Consider the following 26,337-nt stretch of genomic DNA (forward strand, 5'->3'; position numbering starts at 1 on the left):
CCGTAAGTGCAAGATCGCGAGGATGGAAGGGGACGCCAGGGTCCGCTTAGCGGCGGGGGCCCAGGCGGGCCTGGAGGGCTTCGCGGACCGGGTCGGGGACGTGGGCGGAGATGTCGCCACCCCACTTGGCCACGTCCTTGACCAGGCTCGAGGAGAGGAACGAGTAGAGCGGATTGGTCGGCATGAAGAGCGTCTCGACGCCGGCCAGACCGATGTTCATCTGGGCCATCTGCAACTCGTAGTCGAAGTCGCTGACCGCCCGCAGGCCCTTGATCAGCACACTGGCCTGCTGGGCCCGGCAGAAGTCCACCAGCAGCCCTCGGAACGACTCGACCCGCACGTTGCCGTACGACGAGGTCACCTCGCGGAGCATCTCGATGCGCTCCTCGACGGTGAACAGGCCACTCTTCGACTGATTCACCAGCACACCGACGATCACCTCATCGAAGAGCCGACTGGCCCGCCCGATGATGTCGAGGTGTCCGTTGGTGACCGGGTCGAACGAACCGGGGCACACCGCACGTCTCATGATCGGCGACCGTACCAAAGGGTGGTCTCGCCGTAACGACGACTGCGCTCGGGGGTGATCCCCTCCACCCAGTCGAACTCCCTGGTGCGACGGGACCGCTCCACCACCACCAAGGCGTCGGGCGCCAGCCAGCCGCCGTCGACGAGCGCGGCCAACAGCGCGGTGATCTCCTCGTCCGGCACGGCGTACGGCGGGTCGGCGAAGACCACGTCGTACGGCTCACCGTCGGGTCCGGCGGCCAGCACCGTCGCCACCTTGCCGGTGACCAGACGGGCCGCCGGACCGGCACGGAGGGCCGCCACGTTCTCCCGGATCACCCGGGCCGCCCGCGGGTCGGACTCGACAAGCAACACGTGCCGGGCACCCCGGGAGAGCGCCTCCAGACCGACCGCGCCGGAGCCGGCGTACAGGTCGGCGAAGCGGGCGCCGTCGAGATCGACCTCGGCCTGGACGGCACTGAACAGCGCCTCCCGGACCCGGTCCGAGGTGGGTCGGGTGCCGGCGCCGGGCGGCGCGGCGATCCGCCGGCCACCGAGCGTCCCGGCCACGATCCGGGTCACCGTTTCCTCCTGCTCATGCCCGCGACGCTACGCGATGCGGCGCGGACCCGGTCAGCGCGGCGCAGATCCGAGGAGTGGGCCGGCCAGCCACGACGGGGAGCACCTGAGCAGCCCCGACGGCGCGGCATCCACCGTGGAGCCACGGCGGACAAGACCGTCCCCAGTGACCGGACCGACACCATCGGTGCATCAAAGATCACGAATCGACTACATTGCCGGATGGCAATGATCTGAACTCCCCTCATTAACCACCCATCAGTACAGTCTCCCCCTGTCCCCGCTTTCGCCGCGGGAACGCCACCGCGTCGCGCGACGCCCCGGTGAGCAGGTGACTCCCCGGTCACGATGTCTCCCGGCCTCCCGCCACGCGATCCGTACCCCCCTCACCAGGAGCAGGCGTGAACCCTCCCAAGTCTCCGTTCCGGCGCGTCGCGGCCATCGCCGCGGGCGCGCTGATCGGCCTCGCCGGCATCGGCGTCTTCGCGAGCCCCGCGAGCGCCCACTACACCGAGCCGAGCGGCCAAGCGGTCTGCGACACCACCACCGGAGAGTGGGTGGTGAACTGGACCGTCAAGAGCGTCTACCACTACTCCTCGAAGAGCTTCCAGCTGTCGAGCGTCGCGCTCACCCCCGCCAACACCACGGTGACCAACATCGTCGCGGCGTCGGACAAGTCCTCCTACCCGTATGACGTCAACACGCCGATCACCGGCGTGCAGCGGGTGCCCGGCTCGGCCACTGAGGCCACCCTCGCCGTGAAGGCCCGCTGGGACGACGGCTACCCCGAGAAGGACGCCCGCACGGCGAAGGTGACGTTCGAGGGCACCTGCGAGAAGGACGCGCCGCCGGCCAGCCCGTCGCCGGAGCCGACGCCGAGCGCCACGCCGACCACGCCGCCGACGACGCCGACGCCGCCGCCGGCGGTGTCCATCCCCACCGCCAGCTTCGCCTCCGACTGTGAGGGCGCCGTCACGGTGACGCTCGCCAACGGCGCGGACGCCACGACCGACGCCAAGCTCACCGTCAAGGCCAAGGGCTTCTCGAAGACCTACACCGTCAAGCCAGGCGACAGCAAGAAGGACATCGTCGTTCCGGCCAAGGCCGGCGAGATCACCGTCAGCGAGGGTGACAAGCCGGTCGGCGAGCCCTACACCTGGGCGACCCCCGAGGACTGCGTCAAGCCGGGCGAGCCCCAGGCCGGCTACGAGTCCACCTGCGACAAGCTGATCTTCGGCTTCGCCAACCCGGAGGACGGCAAGGCCTTCGAGGTGACCCTGACCCCGAACAAGGGTGAGGCCCAGAAGCGGACCGTCGAGCCGGGCAAGACCGTGGTCGTCGAGTTCAAGGCGTTCGAGGGTCTGACCGTGACGCCGGCGGCCGAGGGCCTCGACGACACCAGCCCGATCGCCTGGGAGAAGCCGGCCGAGTGCGCCCCGGGTCAGGGTGGCGGTAAGGACGAGCCGGCCCTGCCGCTGACCGGTGCTGCCACCGGCGGCATCATCGCCGGTGCCGCGGTGCTGCTGGCCGCCGGTGCCGCCCTGTTCGTGGTGGCCCGTCGTCGTCGGGTTCGCTTCACCGCCTGAACCAACACGCTCTGACAGTTGAGGGCGCGTCGACCCCCCGGTCGGCGCGCCCTCAACCATGTGACGACCTGCGCGGTCAGCCCTTTTCCAGGTATTCTGCGCGGTCCTCGTCCACCAGTGCGGCCACCGAGGCGGCAAGTGCCGGGCTGTGAGCCAGCTCCGGGTCGTCCTCGATCAGGGTGATCGCCTCGGCGCGGGCGTCGCGGATCAGGTCGGCGTCGCGTCGCAGGGACAGCAACCGCAGGTGCGAGCGGTGCCCGGACTGGGTGGCACCCAGCACGTCGCCCTCGCGGCGTTGCTCCAGATCCAGTTCGGCGAGCTTGAAACCGTCGCTCGTGGACGCCACCGCGTCCAATCGTTCCCGCGCCGACGAACCCTCGGCCGCCTCGCTGACCAGCAGGCACAGCCCGGCGGCGGCGCCCCGGCCGACCCGGCCCCGCAGCTGGTGCAGCTGGGAGACGCCGAACCGCTCGGCGTCGAGCACGATCATCACTGTGGCGTTCGGCACGTCGACGCCGACCTCGATCACTGTCGTCGCCACCAGCACGTCCAGGTCGCCGGCCGCGAAGGACCGCATCACCGCGTCCTTCTCGTCGGCCGGCAGGCGACCATGCAGCACGCCGATCCGCAGGCCGTGCAGCGGGCCCTCGGCCAGCAGCGGGGCGACCTCGGTCACCGCCAGCGGCGGCCGACGGCCGTTGTCGTCCTCGGGTGGCGGTTCCTCGTCGCTGGTCGGCCCGTCACCGATTCGCGGGCACACCACGTACGCCTGGTGGCCGGCGGTCACCTCCTCGCGCAGTCGACGCCAGGCCCGGTCCAGGTAGGCCGGCTTCTCGGCGGCCGGCACCACGTGCGAGGTGATCGGCGACCGCCCCCGGGGCAGCTGGGAGAGCGTGGAGACCTCCAGGTCGCCGTAGACGGTCATCGCCACAGTGCGCGGGATAGGGGTGGCCGTCATCACCAGCACGTGCGGCGGTTGGTCGGCCTTGGCCCGCAGGGCGTCGCGCTGCTCCACGCCGAAGCGGTGCTGCTCGTCGACCACCACCAGGCCGAGGTCGGCGAAGTCGACCCCCTCGTACAGCAGGGCGTGGGTGCCGAGCACGATGCCGGCGGCGCCGCTGGCCACCTCGCCGAGCGCCCGGCGGCGGGCCGCCGCGCCCAGCGAGCCGGTGACCAGCTCGACCCGGGTGGCGTGCTCGGCGGAGCCCAGCTCACCGGCTCGCCCGAGCGGCCCGAGCAGGTCGAGCATGCCCCGGTGGTGCTGGGCGGCCAGCACCTCGGTGGGCGCCAGCAGCGCGGCCTGCCCGCCCGCGTCGACCACCTGAAGCATCGCCCGTAGCGCCACCACCGTCTTGCCCGAGCCCACCTCGCCCTGCAACAGACGGTGCATGGGGTGCGGAGTGGCCAGGTCCGCCGCGATCTCCACACCGACCTCCCGCTGACCGGCCGTCAGCTCGTACGGGAGTCGGGCGTCGAAGGCCTCCAACAGCCCGCCAGGGTGCGCCGGGCGGGGCCGGGCCGGCCAGTCGGCCGCCCGGTGCTTGCGCTGCACCAGGGTCACCTGGACGGCGAAGGCCTCGTCCCACTTGAGGCGCCGCCGCGCCTGGTGCAGCGCCTCCTTGCTGGACGGCCGGTGGATCTCGGTCAGCGCGGCGCCCAGCCCGACCAGCTTGCGGCTGGCCCGCACGGCGCTCGGCAGTGGATCGTCCGGCGGGGTGAAGGTGTCCAGTACGACGCGCACGCAGCGCGCGATCACCCAGGTCGGCACGGCCGCGGCGGCCGGGTAGACCGGGATCAACGCCCCGGCGAACTCCTCGATGTCGTCGCTGACCGCCGCCTCGCCGTCGCCACCCTCGCCGAGCAGGACGTACTCCGGGCCGTTGAGCTGCCGTTTGCCCCGGAACTCGGTGACCTTGCCGGCGAACAGACCCCACCGGCCCGGGCGCAGCTCTCGCTCGCGCCACGCCTGGTTGCCGAAGAAGGTCAACGTCAGCACCCCGCCGGAGCCGTCGCCGACTGTCACCTCCAGCAGATTGCCCCGCCGCTGACGCATCGGGCGCACCGCGGTGCGCTGCACCTGGGCCAACACGGTGACCTGCTCACCGACGTCCAGTGAGCGGATGTCGGTGTGCTCACCACGCTCGTCGTAGCGACGCGGAAAGTGGTAGACCAGGTCACCCGCGGTGTGCAGGTCGAGGTGCGAGGCCAGCGCCTTGGCTGTCTTGTCCCCGACCAGCTTCTTCAGCGGAGTGTCCACAGTGGCTGGTTCGCTCATTCGATCCCTACCAGGAGCGGATAAAACGGCTGGCCGCCCGGGTACGTGTGCACCTCGACGAACGGCCAGCGCCGCGCGACGTGCGCGCGGACGGCGTCGGTGAGCCCGGCCGGGGCGTCCACCCCGGCCAGCAGGGTGACCATCTCGCCACCACCGCCGAGCATCCGGTCGACCACCGCGGCGCAGGTGTCGGTGAGGTCGGTGCCGATCAGGTGCACCTCCCCCTCCACCAGCGCCAGCACGTCACCGGGACGGCACGGGCCGGCCACTGTCAGCGCCTCCCGGCTGGCATGGCAGACCTCGGCGTAGCGGCAGGCGCCGGCCGCCTCGGCCATCGCGATGACGTCGTCCTCGAAACGGCGGTCACCGTCGCGGACCGCGAGGGCTGCGAGGGCCTGCACCGGTGAGCGGGTCGGCACCACGCTCACCTTGATGCCGTACCGATGGGCCTCGCGGGCGGCCGCGCTCGCGACCGCCTCGGTGTTGGCGTCGTTGGGCAGCACCACCACCCGGGCCGCGCCGGTGCTGCGGACGGCGTCCAGCAGCTCACCTGTGGACGGGTTGCCCGGCACTACCGTGGCGCCCTCCGCGGCGAACAGGTCGGCGATGCCGCCGCCGGTGGCCACCACCACAGCGGCCCGGCCGGCCACCACCGGGCCGGAGGGCGACTCCGACTGGTCGGCGAACCGGGTGACCGAGATGCGGTAGGGGCGGCCGGCGGCAACACCGGCCTCGACCGCCGCACCCACGTCGTTGACGTGCACGTGCACGTTCCAGGTGCCTTCCGGCTCGCGCCCGTCGCCGACGACGACCAGCGAATCTCCCAGGGCGTCGAGCGCCCGCCGCAGACCGGCGACCGCCTCGGCCGGGGCGTCGAGCAGGAACTGCACCTCGTACGCGTATTCGTCGGAACCGGTCTCGCGGGCGACGGTGGCCGCCGGGCGGGCGGCGGAGCGCGGCGTCGGCGCGGGCCGGGCGGTGCGCTCCCCGGTCAGCACCTCGACCAGGGCGTCGAGCAGGACGCAGAGCCCTCGACCACCGGCGTCGACCACACCGGCGCGGGCCAGCGCCGGTAGCTGTTCCGGTGTGCGGGCGAGCGCCTCGGCCGCCGCCCGGGCCGCGACACCGGCCACCGTCGGCAGGTCGTCGCTGTCCGCGCCCTCGGCCGCGGCGGCGGCCGCCGCGACAACGGTGAGCACTGTGCCCTCGACCGGCCGGGAGACCGCTGTGTACGCGGCGGTGGTGCCGGAGCGCAGCGCGGCGGCCAATTCCCTGCCACGCACCGCCGGCACCCCGGCGACCTGGTCGGCGAAACCACGCAGGATCTGCGAGAGGATCACCCCGGAGTTGCCCCGCGCGCCGAGCAACGCGCCCTGGGCCATCAGCCGTAGCGCGTGCCCGTGCGCCGTCGGCCCGCTGTCGGGGAGAGTGTCCAGATCCATGGCGAGGGCCTGCTGCGCCGAGGTGAGGGTGAGCACCAGGTTGGTGCCGGTGTCGCCGTCGGGCACCGGATAGACGTTGAGCTGGTCGATCTCGCCCTGGTGGCGCTTCAGTGCGGCCAGCCCGCTCGCGCACCAGCGGCGGACCGCGGCGGCGTCGAGGGTGTCCAGCACGGGCAGAAGCCTACTGGCGCGCACCGACACCCGTCGGACTCGTCCGGCGTGTCCTCGCCGGCCCGCGGCGGCGCTGGCCGTGGCGGGGAGGAGCGCCTCCGGTACCCTTGCCGCCGGGCCGGCCCACCGCTGGGCGGGCGGGCCCACGACCAGGCGGAAGCCGGAGCACGGGCGAGCGCCGGACCGGGCCGGTTGGCCGGGTCGGCGAGTCATCGGGTAACCTGACCAGGTTGCCCGGGCAGCACCTGCCGGCGACCTCATGAACGTATCAATCCCAGGAGTATCCCGTGGCTAGCGTGTGCGACGTCTGTGGCAAGGGACCGGGCTTCGGCCACAACGTGTCCCACTCGCACCGGCGGACCAACCGCCGCTGGAACCCGAACATCCAGTCGGTGCGTACCCCGGCCGGTGGCGGCAACACCAAGAAGTTGAAGGTCTGCACCTCGTGCATCAAGGCCGGCAAGGTCACCCGCGCCTGACGCGGTAGCACCCACCTTTTCGTTCGGCTCAGCCGGCGGACCCAGAGGGTCCGCCGGCTCTGTCGTGTTCCCAGGCAGACGCCGCACACCGGCCCGCCGGGGCCTGGCACGTCGGCCAGACCGGACCCGGCGGGGCCCGGCGCGCAGGTCAGAGGGTGCGGCCGAAGGAGACGCAACCCTCCGCGTCCTTGTAGAAGCCGAAGTTCGGGATCCGCTCGTACCCGGCGGAGCCGTACATGGCGATCGCCTCGGGCTGCTTGTCGCCACACTCCAGGACCACTCGCTTGCGGCCGTGCTCGCGGGCGGAGCGCTCGACGGCCGCCAGCACCGCGCGGGCCACCCCCCGCCCCCGTGCCGCCGGGGCCGTGTACATCCGCTTCAGCTCCGCGCTGTCCGCGCCGTGGCTGCGCCAGCCACCGCAGCCGACCGGCTCGCCGGCCAGGTAGGCCACCAGGAACGCCCCATCGGGCGGCTCGAACTCGGCCGCGTCCACCGGGGTGTCGTCGCCGGTGCCACCGTAGCGGGCACCGAGGTCGGCCAGTGCGGCGATGATCAGGTGCTGCGCCACCGGTGCGTCGAACCGCACCACCCGGATCTCGATCTCACTCACGGTATCCAGGGTACGGCCGCCTGCGGGCCTCACCGGAAGTGGTCCCAGCCGGCCGGGCCGTCGTGGGCGACGCCGTCGACAGTCACGCCGGCACCCTCGGTGACCAGACCGATCGGCCGCCAGTCCGGCGGCAGCGCCACCGCCGGGGGGAAGGTCGCGGCCAGCGCGTGATCGTCGCCACCGGCGAGGATCCAGGTGTACGGGTCGACGCCGAGCGCCTGCGCCGCGTCGGCCATCTGCCGGGGCACCTCGAACCCGTCGCGGCGTACGTCGATCGCCACCCCGCTGGCCGCCGAGACGTGCCCGAGGTCGGCGAGGAGCCCGTCCGACACGTCGATCATGGAGGTGGCGCCGAGCTGGGCGGCCTGCGGGCCGGCCTGGTAGGGCACCTGCGGCCGCCGGTACGCCTCGACCAACAGCCGAGGGGTACGGAAGCCCCGGGTCAGCACGGTCAGCCCGGCTGCCGCGAACCCGGTGCGCCCCGCCAGAGCGAGCACGTCCCCCGGTCGGGCGCCCGAGCGCAGCACGGGCGGACGGCCCGCCAGGTCGCCCAGCGCGGTGACCGCGACGGTCAGGGTGGGACTGGCCGACATGTCGCCGCCGACGACGCTCGCGCCGACAGTCGCCGCCTCCGCGGAGAGCCCGTCGGCCAGTTCCTCCGCCCACGCGGTGTCCAGGTCCGCCGGCATGCAGAGAGCGACCAGCAGGGCTGTCGGCGTGGCACCCATCGCCGCGATGTCCGCCAGGTTGGCGGCTGCCGCCCGGTGCCCGACGTCGCGGGCCGAGGACCAGTCCCGCCGGAAGTGCCGCCCGTCGACAAGCACGTCGGTGGAGGCCGCCACCCGGCCGTCCGGCGCGGCCACCACCGCCGCGTCGTCGCCCGGACCGAGCAGGGTCGTCGGCCCGTACGACAGCCGGGCGGTGATCTTCCCGATCAGCCCGAACTCCCCGATCCCGGACACGCCGACGCCACCGCGGGCGTTCCGCCCGTGCTGCCCGGCTCCGCCGTGCTCGCTCACCGCTGCTCCTTGACCACCGATAGGGATCAGACCTGGTCCGTAAGGTACTTTCACCCTTCGGGCCGCTCCCGGGCGGCGACGGACGGAGGTCGAGTCGTGGTACAGGCGTACATCCTCATCCAGACCGAGGTCGGGCGCGCACGTGACGTGGCGGGTCTCATCGCGGACATCCCCGGCGTGGTACGCGTCGACGCCGTCACCGGCCCGTACGACGTGGTCGTCCTCACCGAGGCGAACACGGTCGACGAGCTCGGCAAACTCATCGTCAGCAAGGTGCAGATGGTGCCCGGCATCACCCGCACCCTCACGTGTTCGGTGGTGCGGCTGTAAGTGGACGAGATGACGACCTCCTCCTCGGCTCTGGACGACGACAGGGCGCGTGACGCGGCCGACGGTACGTCCGAGCCGGCTGACGGTAACCGCGAGTCGACCGATCCGGCCGCCGCCGCGCCGGCCGGCCGCGATCGGACCATGCGTGGCGCGGCCCTGCTGGCCACGTTGATCGCGCTGCCGATCACGCTGCTGGTGGCCGTGCTGGCCTTCAGCAAGCTCAGCCCGGACACGCCGGCCGCCGCGCCGACGCCCTCCGCGACCACCGCCCGGGTGCAGTCCACCACCCCGGTGGAGATGGCCGCCCCGGCGCTGGCCGCCCGCCCGGCCACTGTCTGCCGGGCCCTGCTCTCCCAGCTTCCGGCGAGCATCCGCGACCTGGCCCAGCGGCCGGTCACCGCCGGTCCGGAGCAGAACGCCGCCTACGGCGACCCCGCGCTGACCGTGGCCTGCGGCGGCACCGAGCCGGCCTTCCCCAGCACCGACGAGGTCTGGACGGTCAACCGGGTCTGCTGGCACCTGGCCGAGCAGGCCGACGCGGCGGTCCTCTCCACAGTCGATCGGGAGACGCTGATCACTGTGCGCGTCCCGCGCTCGTACGAGCAGCCGTTGCAGTGGTTGCCGACGATCTCCAGCACGATCGTGGCGAGCGTGCCCTCCGGCGGCGCGATCCCGTCCGGCTGCCAGCGCTGAATCCGAACCGACTCCGCCCGCGTCGGCTGACCGGCGCGGGCGGGGTTCGGACGGCTCAGTGCAGGCCGACGCCGCGCCGCTGGGCGGTACGGATCAGCCGGTTGACCAGCTTCGGGTACTCCAGGCCGGAGGCCGCCCACATCCGCGGGAACATCGACGTCGGGGTGAAGCCGGGCATCGTGTTGATCTCGTTGAGGTAGACGTCCAGCTCGGGAGTGACGAAGAAGTCGGCCCGGGCCAGACCGGCGCAGTCCAGTGCGGTGAACGCGCGGACGGCGTACTCCTGCACCTGGCGGGTCACCTTCTCCGGCAGGTTGGCCGGGATGTCGTACTCGCAGGAGTCGTCGAGGTACTTCGCCTCGAAGTCGTAGAAGTCGTGGTCGGCGACGACCCGCACCTCGGCCAGCACGGACGCCTCGGGCGTGCCGCCGGCCTCGCCCTCCAGCACACCGCACTCGATCTCGCGGCCGACGATCGCGGCCTCGATGATGACCTTCGGGTCGAACTGCCGGGCGGCGGCGACGGCCGCGTCCAGCTCTGCCCAGTCGGTGACCTTGCTGACGCCGAACGACGACCCGGCCCGGGACGGCTTGACGAAGACGGGCAGTCCGAGCCGCTCCTTGTCCTGCTCGCTGAGCGTCATGCCGTTGCGCAGCACCGCGTACGTGCCGACCGGGATGCCCTCGACGGCACAGAGCTTCTTGGTGAACTCCTTGTCCATGGCGGCCGCGGAGGCGAACACGTTCGCCCCGACGTAGGGGATGCCGGCCATCTCCAGCATTCCCTGGATGGTGCCGTCCTCGCCGTAGGTGCCGTGCAGCACCGGGAAGACCACGTCCACGTCGGCCAGCGCCCGGGGGCCCTCGGTCGGGTCGAGCACCATCAGTCCGTTGCCGGTGGGGTCGGCGCGCAGCACGATGTCGTCACCCGAGTCGGCGGTGATCTCCGGCAGCTGACGGGCGTTGATCGCGAGCTGGGCGGGGTCTCCGTTGGTCAGCACCCACTGGCCCGCCCGGGTGATGCCCACCGGCACCACCTCGAACTCGTCCGGGTCGAGTGCGCCGAACACACTGCCGGCGCTGACGCAGGAGATGCCGTGCTCCGGGCTGCGGCCGCCGAAGACGATCGCCACGCGGGTCTTGCCTGGGGTGGTCACTCCGGTCACCTCTTCGTACGCGACTGCGGCTGGTCGTGCTCGCCGGTGGCGCTCACCCGGTTGACCTTACTGTGCGTGGCCGCGGGGCGAGGCGATACCCGGCGAGCCACGGCACGACACGGCAAACAGTCAGGAGAGGATATACGGTGTGTAATCGGACGGTAGTGCTGCCACAGACCGCCGACCTGGGCCTGTTCAGTCCCGGGAGTGCCGGCGCCCGACCGCGATCACCTTTACCCGCTGCCGGCCGGCCCGCACCATGCCCAGCGCCATGAACGCTCCGGCGATGCGGTCGGCGGCCTCCCGGCTGCTGGCGCCGACGACCTGCCGGCGCCGTTCCGGCGCGACCCGCTCGTTGCGGTTGACGCCCTCGACGGGGCGCACATCGGTGAGCACCACGAGGAAGCGGGTCATCGCACTCCGCCCGAGGGTACGGCGGGGGGCTCCGGGCGGGTTCGCACGTCGTCTCCTTCCGGCAGGCCGGGATGGAGGGGCGGCACGCGACGATCGGGTACGGGGGAGAAACCCGATCGCCGCGCGCCCCATCCCCTCCGGTCGCTCACCACCACCGTCGCCACGACAACCGGCGGTGAGGACGCCATAACAGATTGACACGTGTATAGGCGTGAATGCAACTCCCATCGACGTTCTCTCATGCAGACGTTCCCGCAAATGTGTGCGACCATCGATGCATGGCTCCGAAGACCGCCCGCGCCCGCCGGCTCGGCATCGCCCTGCGCCATCACCGGGAAGCCGCCGGGCTGACGCTGGAGACCGCGGCGGATGAGATCAACAGCACCCGCAGCACCCTCTCCCGCTACGAGAACGCCCAGACCCTGATCAGCCCGGCCACCGTGCGCGCCCTGCTCACGTCGTACGGGGTGAGTGCCGAGGAGGTGGCCGCGGCGGTGCAGCTCGCCAAGGACGCCCGCAAGCCCGGCTGGTGGGTGTCGTACTCCTACCTGCTGGATCCGCGCACCATCGACTTCATCGCGCTGGAGGCCGAGGCGACAGCCATCGCCAACTTCGAGCCCTCGGTGGTCCCCGGCCTGTTGCAGACCGCTGACTACATCCGTGGCGTGATGCGCGGCGGGCCACACACCCTCGGCGACGACCTGGTGGAGCAGCGGGTCAAGATCCGGCTCGACCGACAACAGCGGCTCACCGCCGACCAGCCGCCCATCCTCGACGCGATCATCGACGAGGGCGCGCTGCTACGGCCGGTCGGTGACCAGTCGGTGATGAACGGGCAACTACGGCACCTGGTCAAGATGGCCGAGTTGCCGAACATCAGCGTCCAGGTGATCCCGCTCTCCGCCGGCTACCACCGGGGCACCCGGGGTTCCCTGCACATCCTCGAGTTCGCCGACCCGGAGGACCCGATCATCGCGTCGGTGGAGACAGTTGCGGGTCAGATGATCCTCGACCGCGCCGGCGAGACGCGTACCTGCACCAAGATCATGGAGCATCTCCGAAGCGTGGCGCTCAGCCCGGCGGACAGCCGCGAGATGCTCCTGTCAGTCCTGAAGGGACGGTAGGACCGATGACCCCGATGATCACAGCGGCGTTGGCCGCGGCGCGGTGGCGCAAGAGCAGCCGCAGCGGCGACGAAGGCGCCTGCGTGGAGGTGGCCGCGATCCCGCGGCTCGTTGCTGTGCGCGACTCCAAGGACCCGGCCGGCCCGGCTCTGCTGTTCCCAACGGCGGCCTGGGCCGCCTTCGCCCAGGCGCCACCGCAGCGCTGACCACAGGTGCCGAGCCGGTGCGGGCCGAGGCCCGCGCCGGCTCAGGCAACCAGCGGACGAGGCTCCGGCACGGCGCGTAGCGCCTCCAGCGCGGCGATCGCGACGCCTCGGGCACCGGCCATGTCCCGATCCGGTACCAGGGCGAAGGCGGCCACCGCGGCCTGCTCCTCGCGGAGGACCGTGTGCTCGCGGACAGTCGCCAGAAACCAGTCGCGGAACTCCGGCGCCGCCTCCACCACTCCGCCGCCGACGAAGTACGCGTGCGGGTCGGTGAAGTTCGCGGCGACGGTGAACAGCCGCCCCAACGCCATCGCCTGCTGGGTGAAGAGGTCCCGCGCGAGAGCGTCCTCGCGCTCGCCGTACCCCCGGACCAGCTTGGCCCCCCGGGCCACCGGCTCGGCCACGAGCGGGTGCTCGGGGTACCGGGTCAGCCAGTACGGCAGCAGGTTGCGTTCGATGCCGGTCAACGAGGCGACGCTCTCGACATCTCCGGTGAAGCCGCAGGCGCAGGTGGGCTCCGGCTGGCCCGGGCCGAGCAGCCCAGTGAGCGGGATGTGCACATGGCCCAACTCCCCCGCCATCCCGGCCGCACCGGCGATCACCCGGCCGCTCTCGACCACACCGCCGCCGAGGCCGGTGCCGACGATCGCGGACACCGACGAGCGGTTCATCGCGTCGGCGCCGAAGTAGACGTGGTGGGCGTAGAGCGCCGCCGCGTTGCCGTCGTTGTGATAGATCACCGGCAGCCCGAGCCGCCGCTCCAGCGCCCCTCGCACGTCGAAGCCGCGCCAGGCCGGCTGGGAGAAGTTGGTGGAGCCCCGCGACGAGATGACGCCCTCGGCGCTGGCCGGGCCGGGAGTGTCCAGCCCGACCGCCTGAACCAGGTCGCGCGGCACGCCGGTCTGCGCCAGCGCGCCGTCCAGCGCCTGGGCCAACGCCTCGATCGCCGCCTCCGGCCCGGCCCGTACCTCGCTGGGGATCTCCAACAGCCCGTCCACCAGGAAGCGGCCGTCCACCGTCAGCACTGTGGCGTTGTTGCTGGTGCCGCCGTTGTCCAGCCCGACGACCACCGGCACCCCTGCGCTGCCCACCGAAACCGCCTCCCGCCGTCGTGAGTGTGAGCCGAGGCTAGTGCCAACCCCCCTCCCCCGCCATGCCCGGGCAGCCGCACCCTCCCCGCGATCTTGCACTTGCTGTCCCGACACAAGGGGCATCCCACTCATCCCGACAACCGAAACTGCAAGATCGCGGGGAGGGAGCGGGGCGGGGCGGGGTGGGGCGGGGCGGGTTAGGGGCGGCGGGCGCAGACCGCGGTGGCGTCCAGGTCCTCGTCGTGGCGCACTGTGGGTACCAGGCCGGCCGCGGTGAAGGCCGCGCAAAGGGTTTCGACCTGGGTGGTGCCGGCTTCGACCACCAGGTGGCCGCCGGGGGTCAGCCACTCGGCGGCGTCGGCACCGACCCGGCGCAACACGGACAGCCCGTCCGGACCGCCGTCGAGCGCCACCGGGGCCTCGTGCAGCCGCGCCTCCGGCGGCATCAGCGCGACCGCGTCGGTCGGCACGTACGGGGCGTTGGCGACCACCAGGTCCAGCCGACCCCGCCACTGTCGGGGCAGCGGCGCGAAGAGGTCACCCTCGTACACCTCGACCTCCAACCCGACGACGTTGCGGCGCGCACACGCCACAGCCGCCGGGTCGATGTCAGCGGCGGCCAGCCAGCGCGGCGCGAGCCGGTGTGCCAGCGCGACGGTGGTGGCCCCGGAGCCGCAGCACAGGTCGACCACGGCCGGAGCCGCGCCGGTCAGGTCGGCCGCCACCTCGACCAGCAGGGCGGTCCGGGCCCGGGGCACGAAGACGCCCTCGTCGACGGCGATCCGCAGGCCGCAAAACTCCGCCCAGCCGAGCAGGTACTCCAGCGGTTCCCCGGCCACCCGACGGTCGGTCAGGTCAGCCAACGCCGCAGGGCTTCGCGCGGCGGCCAGCAGCAACTCGGCCTCGTCCTCGGCGTAGACGCAACCGGCGGCCCGCAACCGACCCACCAGGGCGGCCCGGTCGGTGCGGAAAGGGAGCGCCATGGGAGACGTCAGACCGATCCCGCCACATCCAACGCGGCGGCGATGTCGGCCACCAGGTCCGCGGTGTCCTCAGCGCCGCAGGAGAGCCGGACGAAGCCGGGAGCGGTGTCGTCGCCCCACTGCGCCCGCCGGTCGGCAGTGGTGTGCAGGCCACCGAAGGAGGTCGCCGCCGCCACCAGCGTGGCGGCCTCGACGAATCGGCCCACCCGGTCGGCGTCGCCCAGGTCGAACGAGAGCACCCCCGGTATCCGGCGCATCTGCGCCGAGGCCACCGGGTACGCCGGGTCCTCCGGCCGCCCCGGCCACCGCAGGCCGGTCACGTCCGACCGGCCCGCGAGCAAGTCCACGACAGCGGCGGCGTTGGCGCTCTGCCGCGCCAGCCGCAGGTCGAGAGTGGCCAGTGACCGGTGGGCCAGCCAGGCGTCGAACGCGCCCGGAACCGCCCCGGTGGTGGTACGCCAGGTCGTCACCGCCTCGATCAGCTCGGTGGACCGGCTGGCCAGGTAGCCCAGCAGCAGGTCGGAGTGGCCGGTGAGCGCCTTCGTCCCGGAGGCGACCACCAGGTCGGCACCGAGATCCAACGGACGCTGTCCGAGCGGGGTGGCTGTGGTGTTGTCCACCGCGAGCAGCGCGCCGGCGGCGTGCGCCCGCTCGGCCAGGGCCGCCACGTCGACCACGTCGAGGCCCGGGTTGGCGGGCGTCTCCACCAGCACCAGCCGGACGCCCTCGAACGACGGGTACGGCCCGACGGTCGGCGCGAACAGCACCCGGACGCCGTTCGCCTCCAGCACACCTGAGGCGAACGCCCGGACCGGGAAGTATCCGTCGGTGGGGAGCACCACTGTGTCCCCCGGCCGCAGCAGGCTGAGCAGCAGGCCGGTGATGGCCGCCTGACCGGTCGCGAAGACGCGGCAGTCACCGCCCTCCAGCTCGCCGACCGCCGCCTCCAGCAGCCGGCGGGTCGGGTTGTCGGGGCGACCGTAGCCGTTCGGTGACGTGCCCTGACCCTCGAACGGATCGAGGTGGTACGGCGCGGCGAAGACCGGCCCGGGTAGGAACGGGTCCCCCGGCGCCGGCTCGGGCAGGCCGGCACGTACGCAGCGGGTGCCGTCTCCCCACTCGCTCATCGGGTTCCTCACTCGTACGACTCGGGTTTGGCGGTGCGGCTCATCAGGGTCTCCACGGCAAGGCGCGGGTCCATGCCCTCGTGGCAGATCCGCTCGACGTGCTCGGTGATCGGCATCTCCACGCCGTGCGCCCGGGCCAGGTCACGGATCGCCAGGCAGCTCTTCACGCCCTCGGCGGTCTGTCGGGTGGCGGTCTGGGCCTGCTCCAGCGTCTCGCCCCGGCCCAGATGCTCGCCGAAGGTGCGGTTGCGGGCCAGCGGGGACGAGCAGGACGCGACCAGGTCGCCCATGCCGGCGAGGCCGGCGAAGGTGATCGGGTCCGCGCCGAGCGCCACGCCCAGTCGGGCCGTCTCGGCCAGCCCACGGGTCATCAGCATGGCCCGGGTGTTGTCGCCGAAACCCATCGCGGTGGCGATGCCGTACGACAGGGCGATCACGTTCTTGACCGCCCCGCCCAGCTCACAGCCGATCACGTCGTCGTTGGTGTAGGGGCGCAGGTACGGGGTCCGGATCGACGACTGGACGAGCGTGGCGCGGGCGCTGTTCGTCCCGGCGACCACTGTCGCGGCGGGCTGCTCGGCGGCGATCTCCGGGGCCAGGTTCGGGCCGGACACGACGACCACCCGGTCCGCGGCGACCCCGGCGGTCTCCACGATGACCTCGCTCATCCGCTTGGTGGTGCCCAGCTCGATGCCCTTCATCAGCGATACCAGGGTGGAGTCCGGGTGCAGGTGCCCGGCCCATTCGGCGAGGTTGCCGCGCAGGGTCTGCGACGGCACTGCCAACACCACCACCTCGGCGCCGGTGATCGCCTCGGCGGCGTCGGCGGTGGCGGTGACGCGGGCCGGGAGCAGCAGGCCGGGCAGGTACTCCGGATTGCGTCGCTCGGTCCGGATGCACTCGGCGACCGGTGCCCGGCGGGCCCACACCGTCACGTCCCGCCCCGCGTCCGCGAGGATCTTGGCGAACGCGGTGCCCCAGGAACCGGCACCGAGAACCGCGACGTGACCGCTCATGCCACCGCTCCGCTTCGCTTCGCGGCGGCCTGAACGGCACCGCTACTGAGCCAGACGATCCGCTCGCTCATGCCGCGTCGTCCCGCTGCTCGGGGCCGACGGAGGACCGGGCCGGTCGCTCCCACAGTGGCGGCGGGGTACCGCCACGGATCTCGGCGAGCATGTCCCGCAGCCGCAACATGATGGTGTCCGTCATCTCCTCGAGGGTGGCCCGGGTCGGCTGGGCGTCCGCCCACCGGCTCAGGTCGATCGGCTCCCCGGCGGCAACGGTCACCGGGATCCGGGGTCGCAGGCTGACACGGGTCGTCCGCGGGTCGAAGATCCGTTCCGGCCCCCACATCACCACCGGTACGACCGGGGCGCCGGTGGCCAGGGCCAGCCGGGCCGCACCGGTCTTGGCCTTCATCGGCCAGAGCTCCGGCTGTCGCGTGGTGGTGCCCTCAGGGTAGATCACGACGGCGCCGCCCTCGTCGAGCGCGGCGACCAGTGCGTCCAGTGAGCGGACGGCGTCAACGCTGCCCCGCTCGACCGGGATCTGCCGGCACCGGTGCAGGATCCAGCCGACCACCGGCACCCGGAACACGCTGGCCTTTCCCAGGTACTGCGGCCAGCGCCCGGAGTCGTAGATGAAGTGCGCGGACACCAGCGGGTCGGCGTGGGAGATATGGTTCGCGACGATGATCATGCCGCCGTCGCCGTGGAGATGCTCCTGACCACGCCAGGTACGCCGGGTCCAGACGGTCATCACCGGCTTCACCAGCCACACGGCGAACCGTTGCCAGAACCCCAGCCTCCGCCGTGCCACTGTGCCTCCTCTTTCGCGCCCCAACCCCGCCGCGACATCCCGCCCGCGACGCCCGCAGCGGAAATCATGCCTGCTCGCCCCCGGTACGGCCAGCGAGGGGCCCGCCGTCCGGCTGGCAGGATTGCGGACGTGACTCAGCCGAGGTGGGCCGTGGTGGTGCCGGTGAAGCGGCTGGCCGTGGCCAAGAGCCGGCTGCGGGGCGCGCTGCCCGGCGTACCCCATGAGGAGTTGGCGCTGGCCCTGGCGGCCGACACGCTCCGCGCGGTGCTGGCCTGCCCGGCGGTCGCCGAGGCCCTGGTGGTCACCGACGACGCCCGGGTGGCGGCGGCGGCACGGGCCGCCGGCGCGCGGGTGCTGCCGGACGAGCCGGACGCCGGCCTGAACGCCGCGTTCCGGCACGGGGCGGCCACTGCCGCCGCCGGGTGGGTGGCCGGGATCACCGCGGATGTGCCGGCGCTGCGCCCGGCCGAGTTGGCCGGCGCGCTGCTCGCGGCGCAGAACGGCCGGCAGGGGGTACGCCGGTTCCTGCCGGACGCGCCCGGCGGGGGCACCGTGCTGCTCACCGCCGGCCCGGGTGTGCCGCTGGATCCGCGTTTCGGGGTGGGCTCGGCGGTAGCGCACGCGGCGAGCGGTGCGCTGCCGCTCGACGGCGACTGGCCCAGCCTGCGCCGGGACGTGGACACCGCCGCGGACCTGGCCGCCGCCGCCCGCCTCGGGCTGGGGCCGCGCACCGCCGCACTGATGGCCGCCGGTCGCCCCGCCCGCGCCGCAGGCTGAGCCGCCCGGCGGGCTGAGCCCACGCCACTGGGTCAACCGCCGGGTGTACGGTGCCAGCATGCAGGGCACTGTGGCCAGCTACGACGCGGCGACGCGCAGCGGAGTCCTGCTGCTCGACGACGGCACCGAGATGCGTTTCCCCGCCCGGGCCTTCGACGCCTCCGGGCTGCGACTTCTCCGGCTCGGGCAGCGGGTCCGCATCGACACCGATCCCGACGGCGAGGTTGTCCGGGTGACATTGCCGACGATGATCTGACCCGGCGAGCCCAAGTTCATTTTGCGTTTACCGTAATCGGGTGATTATGAGCGGGTGAGCACCCCTCGCGAGCAACCGGCCCACCCGCCCGCCACCGACCTCCGCAACGGCTCCCGTACGCGCGGCACCGATGGGCGCTTCCGCCCGTCCCGTGCCGAACGTGCCAGTGCCGCCCGCGCCGACACGCTCGCCGACGATCCTGGTGCCGCCTCCTCCGGGCTGGACGAGGTCATCGACCCCGCCCCGACCATCGAGGCGGACGGCCCGGCCGCCGGTGACGTCCACCCGGTCCTGCCCGACGACCTGCCGACCGGCGCCGCAGCGGAGGACGACGACGAGCCACCGACGGCCCCGCCGCTGCCCGAGGACCGGTTCCTCAACCGGGAGCTGTCCTGGCTCGACTTCAACGCCCGGGTGCTCACCCTGGCCGAGGACCCGCGCACCCCGCTGCTGGAGCGGGCCAAGTTCCTGGCCATCTTCGCCAGCAATCTCGACGAGTTCTACATGGTGCGCATCGCCGGGCTGAAGCGGCGGCTCTCCGCCGGCCTGCCGGTGCGCGGCGGGGACCGGCTGCCCCTGCGTACGCAGTTGGAGCTGATCGCCGAGCGGACCGCCGCGCTGGGCGCCCGGCACGCCGCCTGCTTCGTCGACGACGTGCTGCCCAAGCTGGCCGACGAGCGCATCCGCATCCTGCGCTGGGGCGAGTTGGGCGACGGCGAGCGGGAGCGGCTGCGCACCTACTTCCGGGAGCACATCTTCCCGGTGCTGACCCCGCTCGCTGTGGACCCGGCGCACCCGTTCCCGTACATCTCGGGGCGGTCGCTGAACCTGGCGGTGTCGGTTCGTGACCCGGACGGCGGTTCGGAGCTGTTCGCCCGGGTGAAGGTGCCCAACAACGTCCCCCGCTTCGTCCGGGTGGACCGGGACCAGCCGGGCGTCCGGATGTTGCCGGTGGAGGACCTGATCTCGGTGCACCTGGGGCAGCTGTTCAGTGGCATGCAGGTGGTCGAGTGCCACCTGTTCCGGGTCACCCGCAACGCCGAGGTGGAGGTCGACGAGGACCGCGACGAGGATCTGCTCCAGGCCCTGGAACGGGAGCTGGCCCGTCGGCGGTTCGGTCCCCCGGTCCGCCTGGAGGTCGCCGCGTCCATCTCCGACCACATGTTGGAGCTGCTCGTCCGCGAGCTGGACATGGACGACCAGGACGTGCTGCGGGTGCCCGGCCTGCTGGACCTGTCCGCGCTGTGGCAGGTCTACGGCGAGGCGGACCGGCCCGACCTGAAGGACCCGCCGTTCGTGCCGGCCACCCATCCCCGGCTCGCCGAGGGTGAGGTGCCGCGCAGCGTCTTCTCCACACTGCGCGACGGGGACATCCTGGTGCACCACCCGTACCACTCGTTCGCCACCAGCGTGCAGCGCTTCATCGAGCAGGCCGCCGCCGACCCGAACGTGCTGGCCATCAAGCAGACCCTCTACCGGACCAGCGGCGACTCCCCGATCGTCGACGCGCTCGTCGACGCGGCCGCAGCCGGCAAGCAGGTGGTGGTGCTGGTGGAGGTGAAGGCCCGCTTCGACGAGGTGGCAAACATCGGCTGGGCCCGCACGTTGGAACGCGCCGGCTGCCACGTGGTGTACGGCCTGGTCGGCTTGAAGACGCACTGCAAGACCGCGCTGGTGGTCCGGCAGGAGGGCAACCAGATCCGTCGCTACTGCCACATCGGCACCGGCAACTACCACCCGAAGACGGCCCGACTGTACGAGGACTTCGGCATGCTCACCGCCGACCCGGAGATCGGCGCCGACCTCACCGACCTGTTCAACGTGCTCACCGGATACAGCCGGCAGACCGCGTACCGGCGGTTGCTGGTCGCCCCGCAGGGCATCCGCAGCGGCCTCATCGAGCGGATCGAGCGGGAGATCTCACACGTCCGCCTGGGCATGCCCGGCCTGGTCCAGTTCAAGGTCAACTCCCTGGTCGACGAGGGGGTGACCGACGCGCTGTACCGCGCCTCCCAGGCCGGCGTCCACGTCGACCTGCTCATCCGGGGCATGTGCACGCTGCGCCCAGGGGTGCCGGGGCTGTCGGAGAACATCAGGGTCCGCTCGATCCTCGGCCGGTTCCTGGAACACTCCCGGGTCTTCCGGTTCGGCAACAACGGTGAGGCCGAGTTCTGGATGGGCTCGGCCGACCTCATGCACCGCAACCTGGACCGGCGGGTGGAGGCGCTGGTGCGGGTGAGCGACCCGATCGCCCGCGCCGAGTTGGACCATGTGCTGACCGCCGCGATGAGCCCCGAAGTGGACGCGTTCGAGCTGGCCGGCGACGGGACCTGGACCCGGCGTACCGGCGGTGACGACGCCCCCCGGGCCCATCTGCAGGAACTGCTGCTGCGCCGCGTCGGTGGCACGGCCAGCTGACCGCGCAGCGCATAGGCTGAGCTGATGGTCGAGGAGGAGCAGAAGTACGAGGTGGACGACGCCTACGTGCTGCCGGACCTGGCCGGCGCGGCCCCGGCCGGCGGTCGGGTCCGGGCACTGCCACCGGTGACGCTTGTCGCCCGCTACCTCGACACTGTCGACCTGCGGCTGGCCCGGGCCGGTGCCTCACTGCGCCACCGCAAGGGCGACGAGCTGCCCTGGACGGTGAAACTACCGACCGGGACGCCGGGCGTCCGGCACGAGATCTCCCGTCCCGGGCCGAAGGGGCAGCCGCCCGCGGAGCTGCTGGAGTTGGTCACCGTTCTGCACCGGGGGGCGCCGCTGGCCCCGGTGACAGTGGTGCGGACGGTGCGGCACGCGTACGAGGTGTGCGACCGGGCCGGCTCCGTGCTCGCCGAGGTGGTGGACGACCGGGTGACAGTGCTCGACGACGCCGGCGCCACCACCGACACGTTCCGCGAGGTGGAGGTGGAGCTGAAGGCCGGCGACCCGAAGCTGCTCGACCGGGTCGGCGGGGTGCTGCGCGAGGCTGGCGCCCAGGGCGGGTCGTTCACGCCGAAGCACGTACGGGCGCTCGGCGCCACGGCGCAGGCCGATCCGGACCTGGTCGCGCCGGTCGGGCTGACCGCCGAGCCGAGCGCCGGTGACGTGGTGACCGAGGCGCTACGCAAGGAGATCCGCCGGCTGTTGGCGCACGACCCGCTGGTCCGGCTGCGCGCCCCGGCCGCCGGCGGCGACACCGCCGTGCATCAGATGCGGGTGGCCTGCCGACGCCTGCGCAGTGATCTGCGCACCTTCAAACCGTTGCTGCGAAAGACCTGGTCCCGCCCGCTGCGCACCGAGCTGCGCTGGTTGGCCGACGTGCTCGGCGCGGCCCGCGACGCCGAGGTGCTGCGCGCGCGGCTACGCCGTACCGCCGACGCCGATCCGCTGAGCCCACTCGACAGTGGCGCTGTGGATCGGCTCGACGAGGTGCTCGCCGAACGGCAGCGGCAGGCGCTCACCGCCATCGACGAGATGTTGCGCTCCGCGCGCTACCTGGCCCTGGTGGACTCCCTGGTGCTGGCCGCCGGCGCGCCCCGGTTCACCCGCCGGGCGGCAGCGCCCGCCGCGCAGGCGCTACCCGCGCTGGTGGCCCGCCCCTGGCGGCGGTTGACCGGGCCGGACGGCGTCGGCGGGCTCGACGCACAGTCGCCGGACGAACGCTGGCACGCCGTCCGCAAGGAGGGCAAGCAGGCCCGGTACGCGGTCAACGCGGTGGCCCCGACGGTCGGCAAGGGCGCACGGCGGCTGTCCCGCGCACTCGCCCGGGTGCAGGACGTGCTCGGCGAGCACCAGGACGCGGCGGTGGCGGCGGACACCTGGTTGGAGATCGCCGCCGAGCGACCGGACGACCACGAGCTGGCGGTCACCGCCGGGCGGCTGGCCGAGCGGGAACGCCAGTCGGTACGCCGGACGAGGGGTCTCCTCCCGGCCGCCTGGCACCGGGCCACCCGGCGACGGCGCACCAGTTGGCTGCCGTGACGGGCATCCGGGCGGCGGGCGGGGTGGCCTGGCGGCCGACCGACGACGGCGTACGCGTCTGCGTGGTGCACCGCCCCCGTTACGGCGACTGGACGCTACCGAAGGGCAAGTTGGAACCGGGCGAGCACGCGTTGGCCGCAGCTGTCCGTGAGGTGGCCGAGGAGGCCGACGTGCGCGGCGTGCCGCAGGTGCGGCTGCCGTCGGTGCGGTACCGCAGCGAGGGGCAACCCAAGCTGGTCGACTACTGGTCGATGCTCGCTGTGGCCAGCGGCGGTTTCCAACCGGACACCGAGGTGGACGACATCCGCTGGCTCGCCGTGGACGACGCGATCCGGTTGGTCAGTTACCCGCACGACGCCGAGGTGTTGGCGGCGTTCGCCGCGCTGCCGTCGGTGACGGCGACTGTCGCGCTGGTCCGGCACGCGCACGCCGGTAAGCGGGCCACCTGGTCCGGCCCGGACGTCGGGCGGCCCCTGGACGCCGAGGGGTGGGCCCAGGCGAGCGCGCTGGCCGAGCTGATCGCCCTGATCCGACCGGCCCGACTGGTGTCGGCGTCGCCACGACGGTGCGTGCAGACGCTCGACCCGGCCGCCGCGTTGCTCGACCTGCCGATCGAGGTCTGCGGCGACCTGGACGAACCACAACCCGGCCAGCAGAGCGACGAGCAGATCCTGGCCACCGCAGCCCGACTGCTGGAGCTGGCCGACACCGGTGGGCAGTCGGTGGTGTGCAGCCAGGGCAAGGTCCTGCCGGGCGCCCTGGAGCGGCTGACCGGCCGCACCGATGAGGACTTCAGCACCCCGAAGGGCGGCGGCTGGCTGCTCGCCTTCGCCGCCGACCGGCTGCTGGCCGCCGATCGCCTGTAGGGCCCGCGTTCGGTGGGCCCCGGCTTGGTCAGCGGGGCGGCAGGGTCACTGTCACAGCGACCGGCAGGTGATCGCTGGCCGTGCCGCGCGGCGCGACTGGATCACTCGGGGTCAGGCCGGGCGAGACGAAGATGTGGTCGATCTGCTGGCGCGGGTCGTCCGCCGGGCTGGTCGCCAGTGGTCGGGCGGCGGCAAGCGCGTCGACCAGGCCGGCCTTGGTGAACTCCGCGAACGCCTCGTCGCCCGGCTCGGTATTCAGGTCACCCGCCACCACCAACGGCCGACCAGCCGCGTACCGGGTGGCGAAGTCGGCGACCGCGCGGGCCTGGACCACCGGGCCCGTGCCGGGCGGCGGTTGCAGGTGGGTGCTGACCACTGCGGTACGGACACCGTCGCCGAGGTCCAGCGTGACGGCGAGGGCCTGCGCTCCGGTGGGCGCGCCGACGGCGGCCAGCGGCAGGGTCCGCGGATCGCGTACCGGCCAACGACTGAGCACCGCGTCGCCCCAGACCGGGTCGGCGGCCGGCCCGAAGACGTACGGCATGGCGAGCCGGTCGGCCAGCAGGTCCAGGGTGTCGTGCCCGCCGTTGAGCAGCCACGCCCGGTCCACCTCGCTGAGCAGCACCACGTCGGGCCGTTGCCGTTCGACGACCTCGGCGAGGCCGGCCAGGTCGAACCGGCCGTCCAGCCCGAACCCCATCCGGATGTTGTACGCCACCACCGTCAACCGTTCCGGTGGGCCGTCCCGGTTGCTGGCCACCGGCACCTCGTCGGCGAGCACCGGTGCCAGCAGGGCCAGCGCGGTGACCGCGGCGGCGGCCCGGAGCGGCGGAAACGGCCCGGGTAGCCGGTCGGCGACGGGGCGGGCGGTGAACGCCACGGCGGCGATCAGCACGGCCACCACCACCGGCACCGCAGCGTTGGGGTAGCCGAGGTCGTAGGCCGAGTAGTAGCCGACGGCCCCGAGCGCGAAGACGAGCATCCCGGCGGCGACCGCGTACCCCCGCCGGGAGGCGCTGGCGCTCGCGGTGTCGGCGGCTGACCGGCTGGTGTCGTCGGTCAACGCGAGGCAGGCGCCGAGGCCGACAGCGGCGAGGAGGATGGCTGGCAGGAGCAGGTCACCCCGGTCGAGGGCGAACAGCACCGCGCCGCCGAGCAGTGCCACCGGGCCGTACGCCCGGCCCCACCCACTGGGCGGCCGGGTCAACGCGGCGCACAGGAACCCGGCGACAGCCACCGGCACCGGCGCCAGCCCGAACAGCGGCGAACGAGCCACCCCGTCGCCGGCGACCAGGTACGACATCCCGGTTCGGGCCAGCGCCGGGGAGAGCGCCACCATCCCGGCCAGCAGCAGCGCCGGCCCGGCCAGCAGCCAGGCCCGGCCACCACCGGGGCCGGCAGCGGCGTCAGCGGGGCCGTCAGGGGCGTCAGCGAGGGCGTTAGCCGCACCGCTGCGCTGGCCGGGTTGCGCCGTGCCGGCCAGGAACACCGCCACCGCGACGGCGCTGAGCAGCCAGGCCACCCAGTCACCCCGCCAGACCAGGTCGACGGTGTCCAGCACCGCGTGCACTGCCGCGTTGACAGCGAACCCCAACGCCAGCCCCGGGACCGGGCGATCGGTGTCGGCGGCGACGCCGACCAACCAGACCAGCCCGGCGAGCAACCCGGCGGTGGCCAACCAGAGCTGGGTACGCCCACCGGGAGCGGCGGTGAGCGCGAGCCGGGCGACGGCGAGCACGACGGCGGCGACGACAGTGACCGGGCGGGCTCCGACTCGGCGGACCACTGCGGGTGCGCCCATCGCGAGCACGAACCAGCCGAGGGCGAACGCCCCCATCAGCTCGGCCGGGGTGGACGCCGCCTGACCGAAGATGGTGATGATGCCGGGCAGCCAGACCCGCAGCACGTCGATGAGGAGGAGCACGCCCAGCGCGAGCGTGCCGGTGGTGAGCTGGCGGTAGCGCACCGGCGCCCCATTTCCCGTTGACGGGCCGGCCCAGGGGTGGCCGGCACGGCGATTCTGCGCGAGCGAGCCAACAGGGTCAACGGTCCCCGTACGCCGAGAAGCCGCCCCGGCACGCCGAAAGGGCGCCCACCCACTGGTGGACGCCCTCGCGGTACGGGTCGGTCAGCGCTTGCTGGCCGCCTTCTTGGCCGGAGCCTTCTTCGCCGGCGCCTTCTTGGCCGCCGTGCTCTTGCTCGCCGCCGCGGTGGTCTTCTTCGCCGCGGTCGACCGGGTCGCGGCGGTGGTCTTCTTCGCCGCGGTGGTCTTCTTGCTGGCGGCCGTCTTGGTCGCCGTGGTGGTCTTGCTCGCCTTGGCCGGGGCGGTCTTCTTGCTGGCGGCCGTCTTGGTCGCCGTGGCGGTCTTGCTCGCCTTGGCCGGGGCGGTCTTCTTGCTGGCCGCCTTCGCCGTGGTCGCCTTGGTGCCCGCCGCCTTGGCGGTGGCCGCCTTGGTGCCGGTCGCCTTCGTGCCCGCCGCCTTGGCCGTGGCGGTGCTGGTGGTGGCCTTCTTCGTCGCCACCGTGGCCTTCGGCACCTTGCCGCTGGCCACCATCTCCTTGAACCCGGCGCCGGGGCGGAAGGTCGGGACTGACGTCTTCTTGACCTTCACCGCCTCGCCGGTACGCGGGTTGCGCGCTGTTCGCGCGCCACGCACACGCTTTTCAAATGCTCCGAATCCGGTGATCGCCACCTTCTCGCCCTTGGTGACCGCCGCCTGGACCTCGGTGAGGACCGCGTCGAGCGCGGCCGTCGCCATCTTCCGGTCCCCCAGGCGAACGGCGAGCGCCTCGATGAGCTCGGCCTTGTTCACGACTTCCTCCCGATTGTGCAACTGACTCGTCGCGAGCCATTCTGCGCGCA

25 protein-coding genes and 1 pseudogene are annotated in these 26,337 nt (G+C 72.9%); 11 read left to right on the forward strand and 15 right to left on the reverse strand.

Annotated features, from left to right (window positions below; translation table 11 throughout):
• Positions 1-46: 46 nt before the first annotated feature.
• Together coaD and rsmD are read right to left on the reverse strand one after the other, a co-directional pair.
• Positions 47-529 (reverse strand): pantetheine-phosphate adenylyltransferase, encoded by a 483-nt coding sequence (gene coaD / locus OG992_RS13970; protein WP_030335289.1) that lies wholly within the window; start codon positions 527-529, stop codon positions 47-49.
• Positions 526-1,089 carry a 16S rRNA (guanine(966)-N(2))-methyltransferase RsmD gene (rsmD, locus tag OG992_RS13975; protein WP_266303430.1) on the reverse strand — a complete coding sequence of 188 codons (564 nt, stop codon included), beginning with the start codon at positions 1,087-1,089 and terminating at the stop codon, positions 526-528. The genes coaD and rsmD overlap by 4 nt, the downstream gene beginning before the upstream one ends.
• Before the next feature lie 398 nt (positions 1,090-1,487).
• Here rsmD and OG992_RS13980 point away from each other — a divergent pair, with 398 nt between their 5' ends.
• Positions 1,488-2,672, forward strand: a complete 1,185-nt coding sequence (locus tag OG992_RS13980) for an LPXTG cell wall anchor domain-containing protein (protein ID WP_266303431.1) — start codon at positions 1,488-1,490, stop codon at positions 2,670-2,672.
• Between the two features lie 76 nt (positions 2,673-2,748).
• Here OG992_RS13980 and recG read toward each other — a convergent pair whose 3' ends face one another.
• Entirely contained in the window at positions 2,749-4,947 is a 2,199-nt protein-coding gene (recG, locus tag OG992_RS13985; protein WP_238684619.1) for an ATP-dependent DNA helicase RecG, read from the reverse strand.
• Positions 4,944-6,560, reverse strand: a complete 1,617-nt coding sequence (locus OG992_RS13990) for a DAK2 domain-containing protein (protein WP_266303432.1) — start codon at positions 6,558-6,560, stop codon at positions 4,944-4,946. The genes recG and OG992_RS13990 overlap by 4 nt, the downstream gene beginning before the upstream one ends.
• Before the next feature lie 287 nt (positions 6,561-6,847).
• Between OG992_RS13990 and rpmB the strand changes: the two genes are divergently transcribed.
• Positions 6,848-7,039, forward strand: coding sequence for a 50S ribosomal protein L28 (rpmB, locus tag OG992_RS13995; RefSeq protein ID WP_011905179.1), 192 nt, complete (start codon positions 6,848-6,850; stop codon positions 7,037-7,039).
• Between the two features lie 148 nt (positions 7,040-7,187).
• Here the strand turns inward: rpmB and OG992_RS14000 are convergent, their stop codons facing one another.
• Together OG992_RS14000 and OG992_RS14005 are read right to left on the reverse strand one after the other, a co-directional pair.
• The gene (locus tag OG992_RS14000) at positions 7,188-7,649 is read right to left on the reverse strand and encodes a GNAT family N-acetyltransferase (protein ID WP_238684621.1); all 462 of its coding nucleotides are present in this window, start codon (positions 7,647-7,649) and stop codon (positions 7,188-7,190) included.
• 29 nt (positions 7,650-7,678) lie between these two features.
• Complete coding sequence (locus OG992_RS14005) at positions 7,679-8,668, reverse strand: thiamine-phosphate kinase (RefSeq protein ID WP_266303433.1); 990 nt, start codon at positions 8,666-8,668, stop codon at positions 7,679-7,681.
• Positions 8,669-8,764: 96 nt separating this feature from the next.
• Here OG992_RS14005 and OG992_RS14010 point away from each other — a divergent pair, with 96 nt between their 5' ends.
• Positions 8,765-8,998: an Lrp/AsnC ligand binding domain-containing protein gene (locus tag OG992_RS14010; protein ID WP_030487446.1), complete on the forward strand. Its 234-nt coding sequence runs from the start codon at positions 8,765-8,767 to the stop codon at positions 8,996-8,998.
• A complete protein-coding gene (locus OG992_RS14015; RefSeq protein ID WP_238684623.1) occupies positions 8,999-9,691 on the forward strand; it encodes a DUF3515 family protein in 693 nt (230 codons plus the stop codon).
• Between the two features lie 55 nt (positions 9,692-9,746).
• Here OG992_RS14015 and OG992_RS14020 read toward each other — a convergent pair whose 3' ends face one another.
• Both OG992_RS14020 and OG992_RS14025 read right to left on the reverse strand, forming a co-directional pair.
• Positions 9,747-10,847, reverse strand: a complete 1,101-nt coding sequence (locus OG992_RS14020; protein ID WP_091393084.1) for a D-alanine--D-alanine ligase family protein — start codon at positions 10,845-10,847, stop codon at positions 9,747-9,749.
• 195 nt (positions 10,848-11,042) lie between these two features.
• Positions 11,043-11,261 carry a hypothetical protein gene (locus tag OG992_RS14025; RefSeq protein WP_030335309.1) on the reverse strand — a complete coding sequence of 73 codons (219 nt, stop codon included), beginning with the start codon at positions 11,259-11,261 and terminating at the stop codon, positions 11,043-11,045.
• Between the two features lie 278 nt (positions 11,262-11,539).
• On the opposite strand from OG992_RS14025, the gene OG992_RS14030 reads away from it, so the two are divergent.
• Together OG992_RS14030 and OG992_RS14035 are read left to right on the forward strand one after the other, a co-directional pair.
• A complete protein-coding gene (locus OG992_RS14030; RefSeq protein ID WP_091393087.1) occupies positions 11,540-12,385 on the forward strand; it encodes a helix-turn-helix transcriptional regulator in 846 nt (281 codons plus the stop codon).
• A gap of 5 nt (positions 12,386-12,390) precedes the next feature.
• Entirely contained in the window at positions 12,391-12,591 is a 201-nt protein-coding gene (locus tag OG992_RS14035) for a DUF397 domain-containing protein (RefSeq protein WP_112582016.1), read from the forward strand.
• A 41-nt stretch (positions 12,592-12,632) separates the two neighbouring features.
• On the opposite strand, the gene OG992_RS14040 is transcribed toward OG992_RS14035, so the two are convergent.
• The 5 genes from OG992_RS14040 to OG992_RS14060 all read right to left on the reverse strand — a co-directional run bounded on the left by OG992_RS14040 (position 12,633) and on the right by OG992_RS14060 (position 17,613).
• Complete coding sequence (locus OG992_RS14040; RefSeq protein WP_266303434.1) at positions 12,633-13,682, reverse strand: ROK family protein; 1,050 nt, start codon at positions 13,680-13,682, stop codon at positions 12,633-12,635.
• Between the two features lie 197 nt (positions 13,683-13,879).
• The gene (locus OG992_RS14045; RefSeq protein WP_266303435.1) at positions 13,880-14,665 is read right to left on the reverse strand and encodes a putative protein N(5)-glutamine methyltransferase; all 786 of its coding nucleotides are present in this window, start codon (positions 14,663-14,665) and stop codon (positions 13,880-13,882) included.
• Between the two features lie 8 nt (positions 14,666-14,673).
• Positions 14,674-15,792 carry a cystathionine gamma-lyase gene (locus OG992_RS14050; RefSeq protein WP_266303436.1) on the reverse strand — a complete coding sequence of 373 codons (1,119 nt, stop codon included), beginning with the start codon at positions 15,790-15,792 and terminating at the stop codon, positions 14,674-14,676.
• 8 nt (positions 15,793-15,800) lie between these two features.
• Positions 15,801-16,808, reverse strand: a complete 1,008-nt coding sequence (locus tag OG992_RS14055; RefSeq protein ID WP_238684629.1) for an NAD(P)H-dependent glycerol-3-phosphate dehydrogenase — start codon at positions 16,806-16,808, stop codon at positions 15,801-15,803.
• A gap of 67 nt (positions 16,809-16,875) precedes the next feature.
• Positions 16,876-17,613 (reverse strand): 1-acyl-sn-glycerol-3-phosphate acyltransferase, encoded by a 738-nt coding sequence (locus tag OG992_RS14060; RefSeq protein ID WP_238684630.1) that lies wholly within the window; start codon positions 17,611-17,613, stop codon positions 16,876-16,878.
• A gap of 129 nt (positions 17,614-17,742) precedes the next feature.
• On the opposite strand from OG992_RS14060, the gene cofC reads away from it, so the two are divergent.
• The 5 genes and pseudogenes from cofC to OG992_RS14085 all read left to right on the forward strand — a co-directional run bounded on the left by cofC (position 17,743) and on the right by OG992_RS14085 (position 23,475).
• Positions 17,743-18,390 (forward strand): 2-phospho-L-lactate guanylyltransferase, encoded by a 648-nt coding sequence (cofC, locus tag OG992_RS14065; RefSeq protein ID WP_266303437.1) that lies wholly within the window; start codon positions 17,743-17,745, stop codon positions 18,388-18,390.
• A 58-nt stretch (positions 18,391-18,448) separates the two neighbouring features.
• Positions 18,449-18,646 (forward strand): cold-shock protein, encoded by a 198-nt coding sequence (locus tag OG992_RS14070; protein WP_030335323.1) that lies wholly within the window; start codon positions 18,449-18,451, stop codon positions 18,644-18,646.
• Between the two features lie 105 nt (positions 18,647-18,751).
• Positions 18,752-21,064: pseudogene (locus OG992_RS14075) on the forward strand (RNA degradosome polyphosphate kinase); the annotation flags it as partial.
• Between the two features lie 24 nt (positions 21,065-21,088).
• Complete coding sequence (locus OG992_RS14080) at positions 21,089-22,609, forward strand: CYTH and CHAD domain-containing protein (protein WP_266303439.1); 1,521 nt, start codon at positions 21,089-21,091, stop codon at positions 22,607-22,609.
• The gene (locus OG992_RS14085; RefSeq protein WP_266303440.1) at positions 22,597-23,475 is read left to right on the forward strand and encodes an NUDIX hydrolase; all 879 of its coding nucleotides are present in this window, start codon (positions 22,597-22,599) and stop codon (positions 23,473-23,475) included. The genes OG992_RS14080 and OG992_RS14085 overlap by 13 nt, the downstream gene beginning before the upstream one ends.
• A gap of 28 nt (positions 23,476-23,503) precedes the next feature.
• On the opposite strand, the gene OG992_RS14090 is transcribed toward OG992_RS14085, so the two are convergent.
• Together OG992_RS14090 and OG992_RS14095 are read right to left on the reverse strand one after the other, a co-directional pair.
• Complete coding sequence (locus OG992_RS14090) at positions 23,504-25,441, reverse strand: endonuclease/exonuclease/phosphatase family protein (RefSeq protein WP_266303441.1); 1,938 nt, start codon at positions 25,439-25,441, stop codon at positions 23,504-23,506.
• A gap of 162 nt (positions 25,442-25,603) precedes the next feature.
• Positions 25,604-26,287 carry an HU family DNA-binding protein gene (locus OG992_RS14095; RefSeq protein ID WP_181518641.1) on the reverse strand — a complete coding sequence of 228 codons (684 nt, stop codon included), beginning with the start codon at positions 26,285-26,287 and terminating at the stop codon, positions 25,604-25,606.
• Positions 26,288-26,337: the final 50 nt, after the last annotated feature.

This window comes from Micromonospora sp. NBC_00362, assembly GCF_026342155.1.
Classification (GTDB): Bacteria; Actinomycetota; Actinomycetes; order Mycobacteriales; family Micromonosporaceae; genus Micromonospora; species Micromonospora hortensis.

Bases quoted from the DNA above. Each gene is read 5' to 3' on its own strand.
- coaD (WP_030335289.1), bottom strand. From the start codon at position 529: ATGAGACGTGCGGTGTGCCCCGGTTCGTTCGACCCGGTCACCAACGGA.
- OG992_RS14055 (WP_238684629.1), bottom strand. From the start codon at position 16,808: ATGAGCGGTCACGTCGCGGTTCTCGGTGCCGGTTCCTGGGGCACCGCG.
- OG992_RS14050 (WP_266303436.1), bottom strand. From the start codon at position 15,792: ATGAGCGAGTGGGGAGACGGCACCCGCTGCGTACGTGCCGGCCTGCCC.
- OG992_RS14080 (WP_266303439.1), top strand. From the start codon at position 21,089: ATGGTCGAGGAGGAGCAGAAGTACGAGGTGGACGACGCCTACGTGCTG.
- OG992_RS14035 (WP_112582016.1), top strand. From the start codon at position 12,391: ATGACCCCGATGATCACAGCGGCGTTGGCCGCGGCGCGGTGGCGCAAG.
- recG (WP_238684619.1), bottom strand. From the start codon at position 4,947: ATGAGCGAACCAGCCACTGTGGACACTCCGCTGAAGAAGCTGGTCGGG.
- OG992_RS14025 (WP_030335309.1), bottom strand. From the start codon at position 11,261: ATGACCCGCTTCCTCGTGGTGCTCACCGATGTGCGCCCCGTCGAGGGC.
- OG992_RS14045 (WP_266303435.1), bottom strand. From the start codon at position 14,665: ATGGCGCTCCCTTTCCGCACCGACCGGGCCGCCCTGGTGGGTCGGTTG.
- OG992_RS14030 (WP_091393087.1), top strand. From the start codon at position 11,540: ATGGCTCCGAAGACCGCCCGCGCCCGCCGGCTCGGCATCGCCCTGCGC.
- OG992_RS14070 (WP_030335323.1), top strand. From the start codon at position 18,449: ATGCAGGGCACTGTGGCCAGCTACGACGCGGCGACGCGCAGCGGAGTC.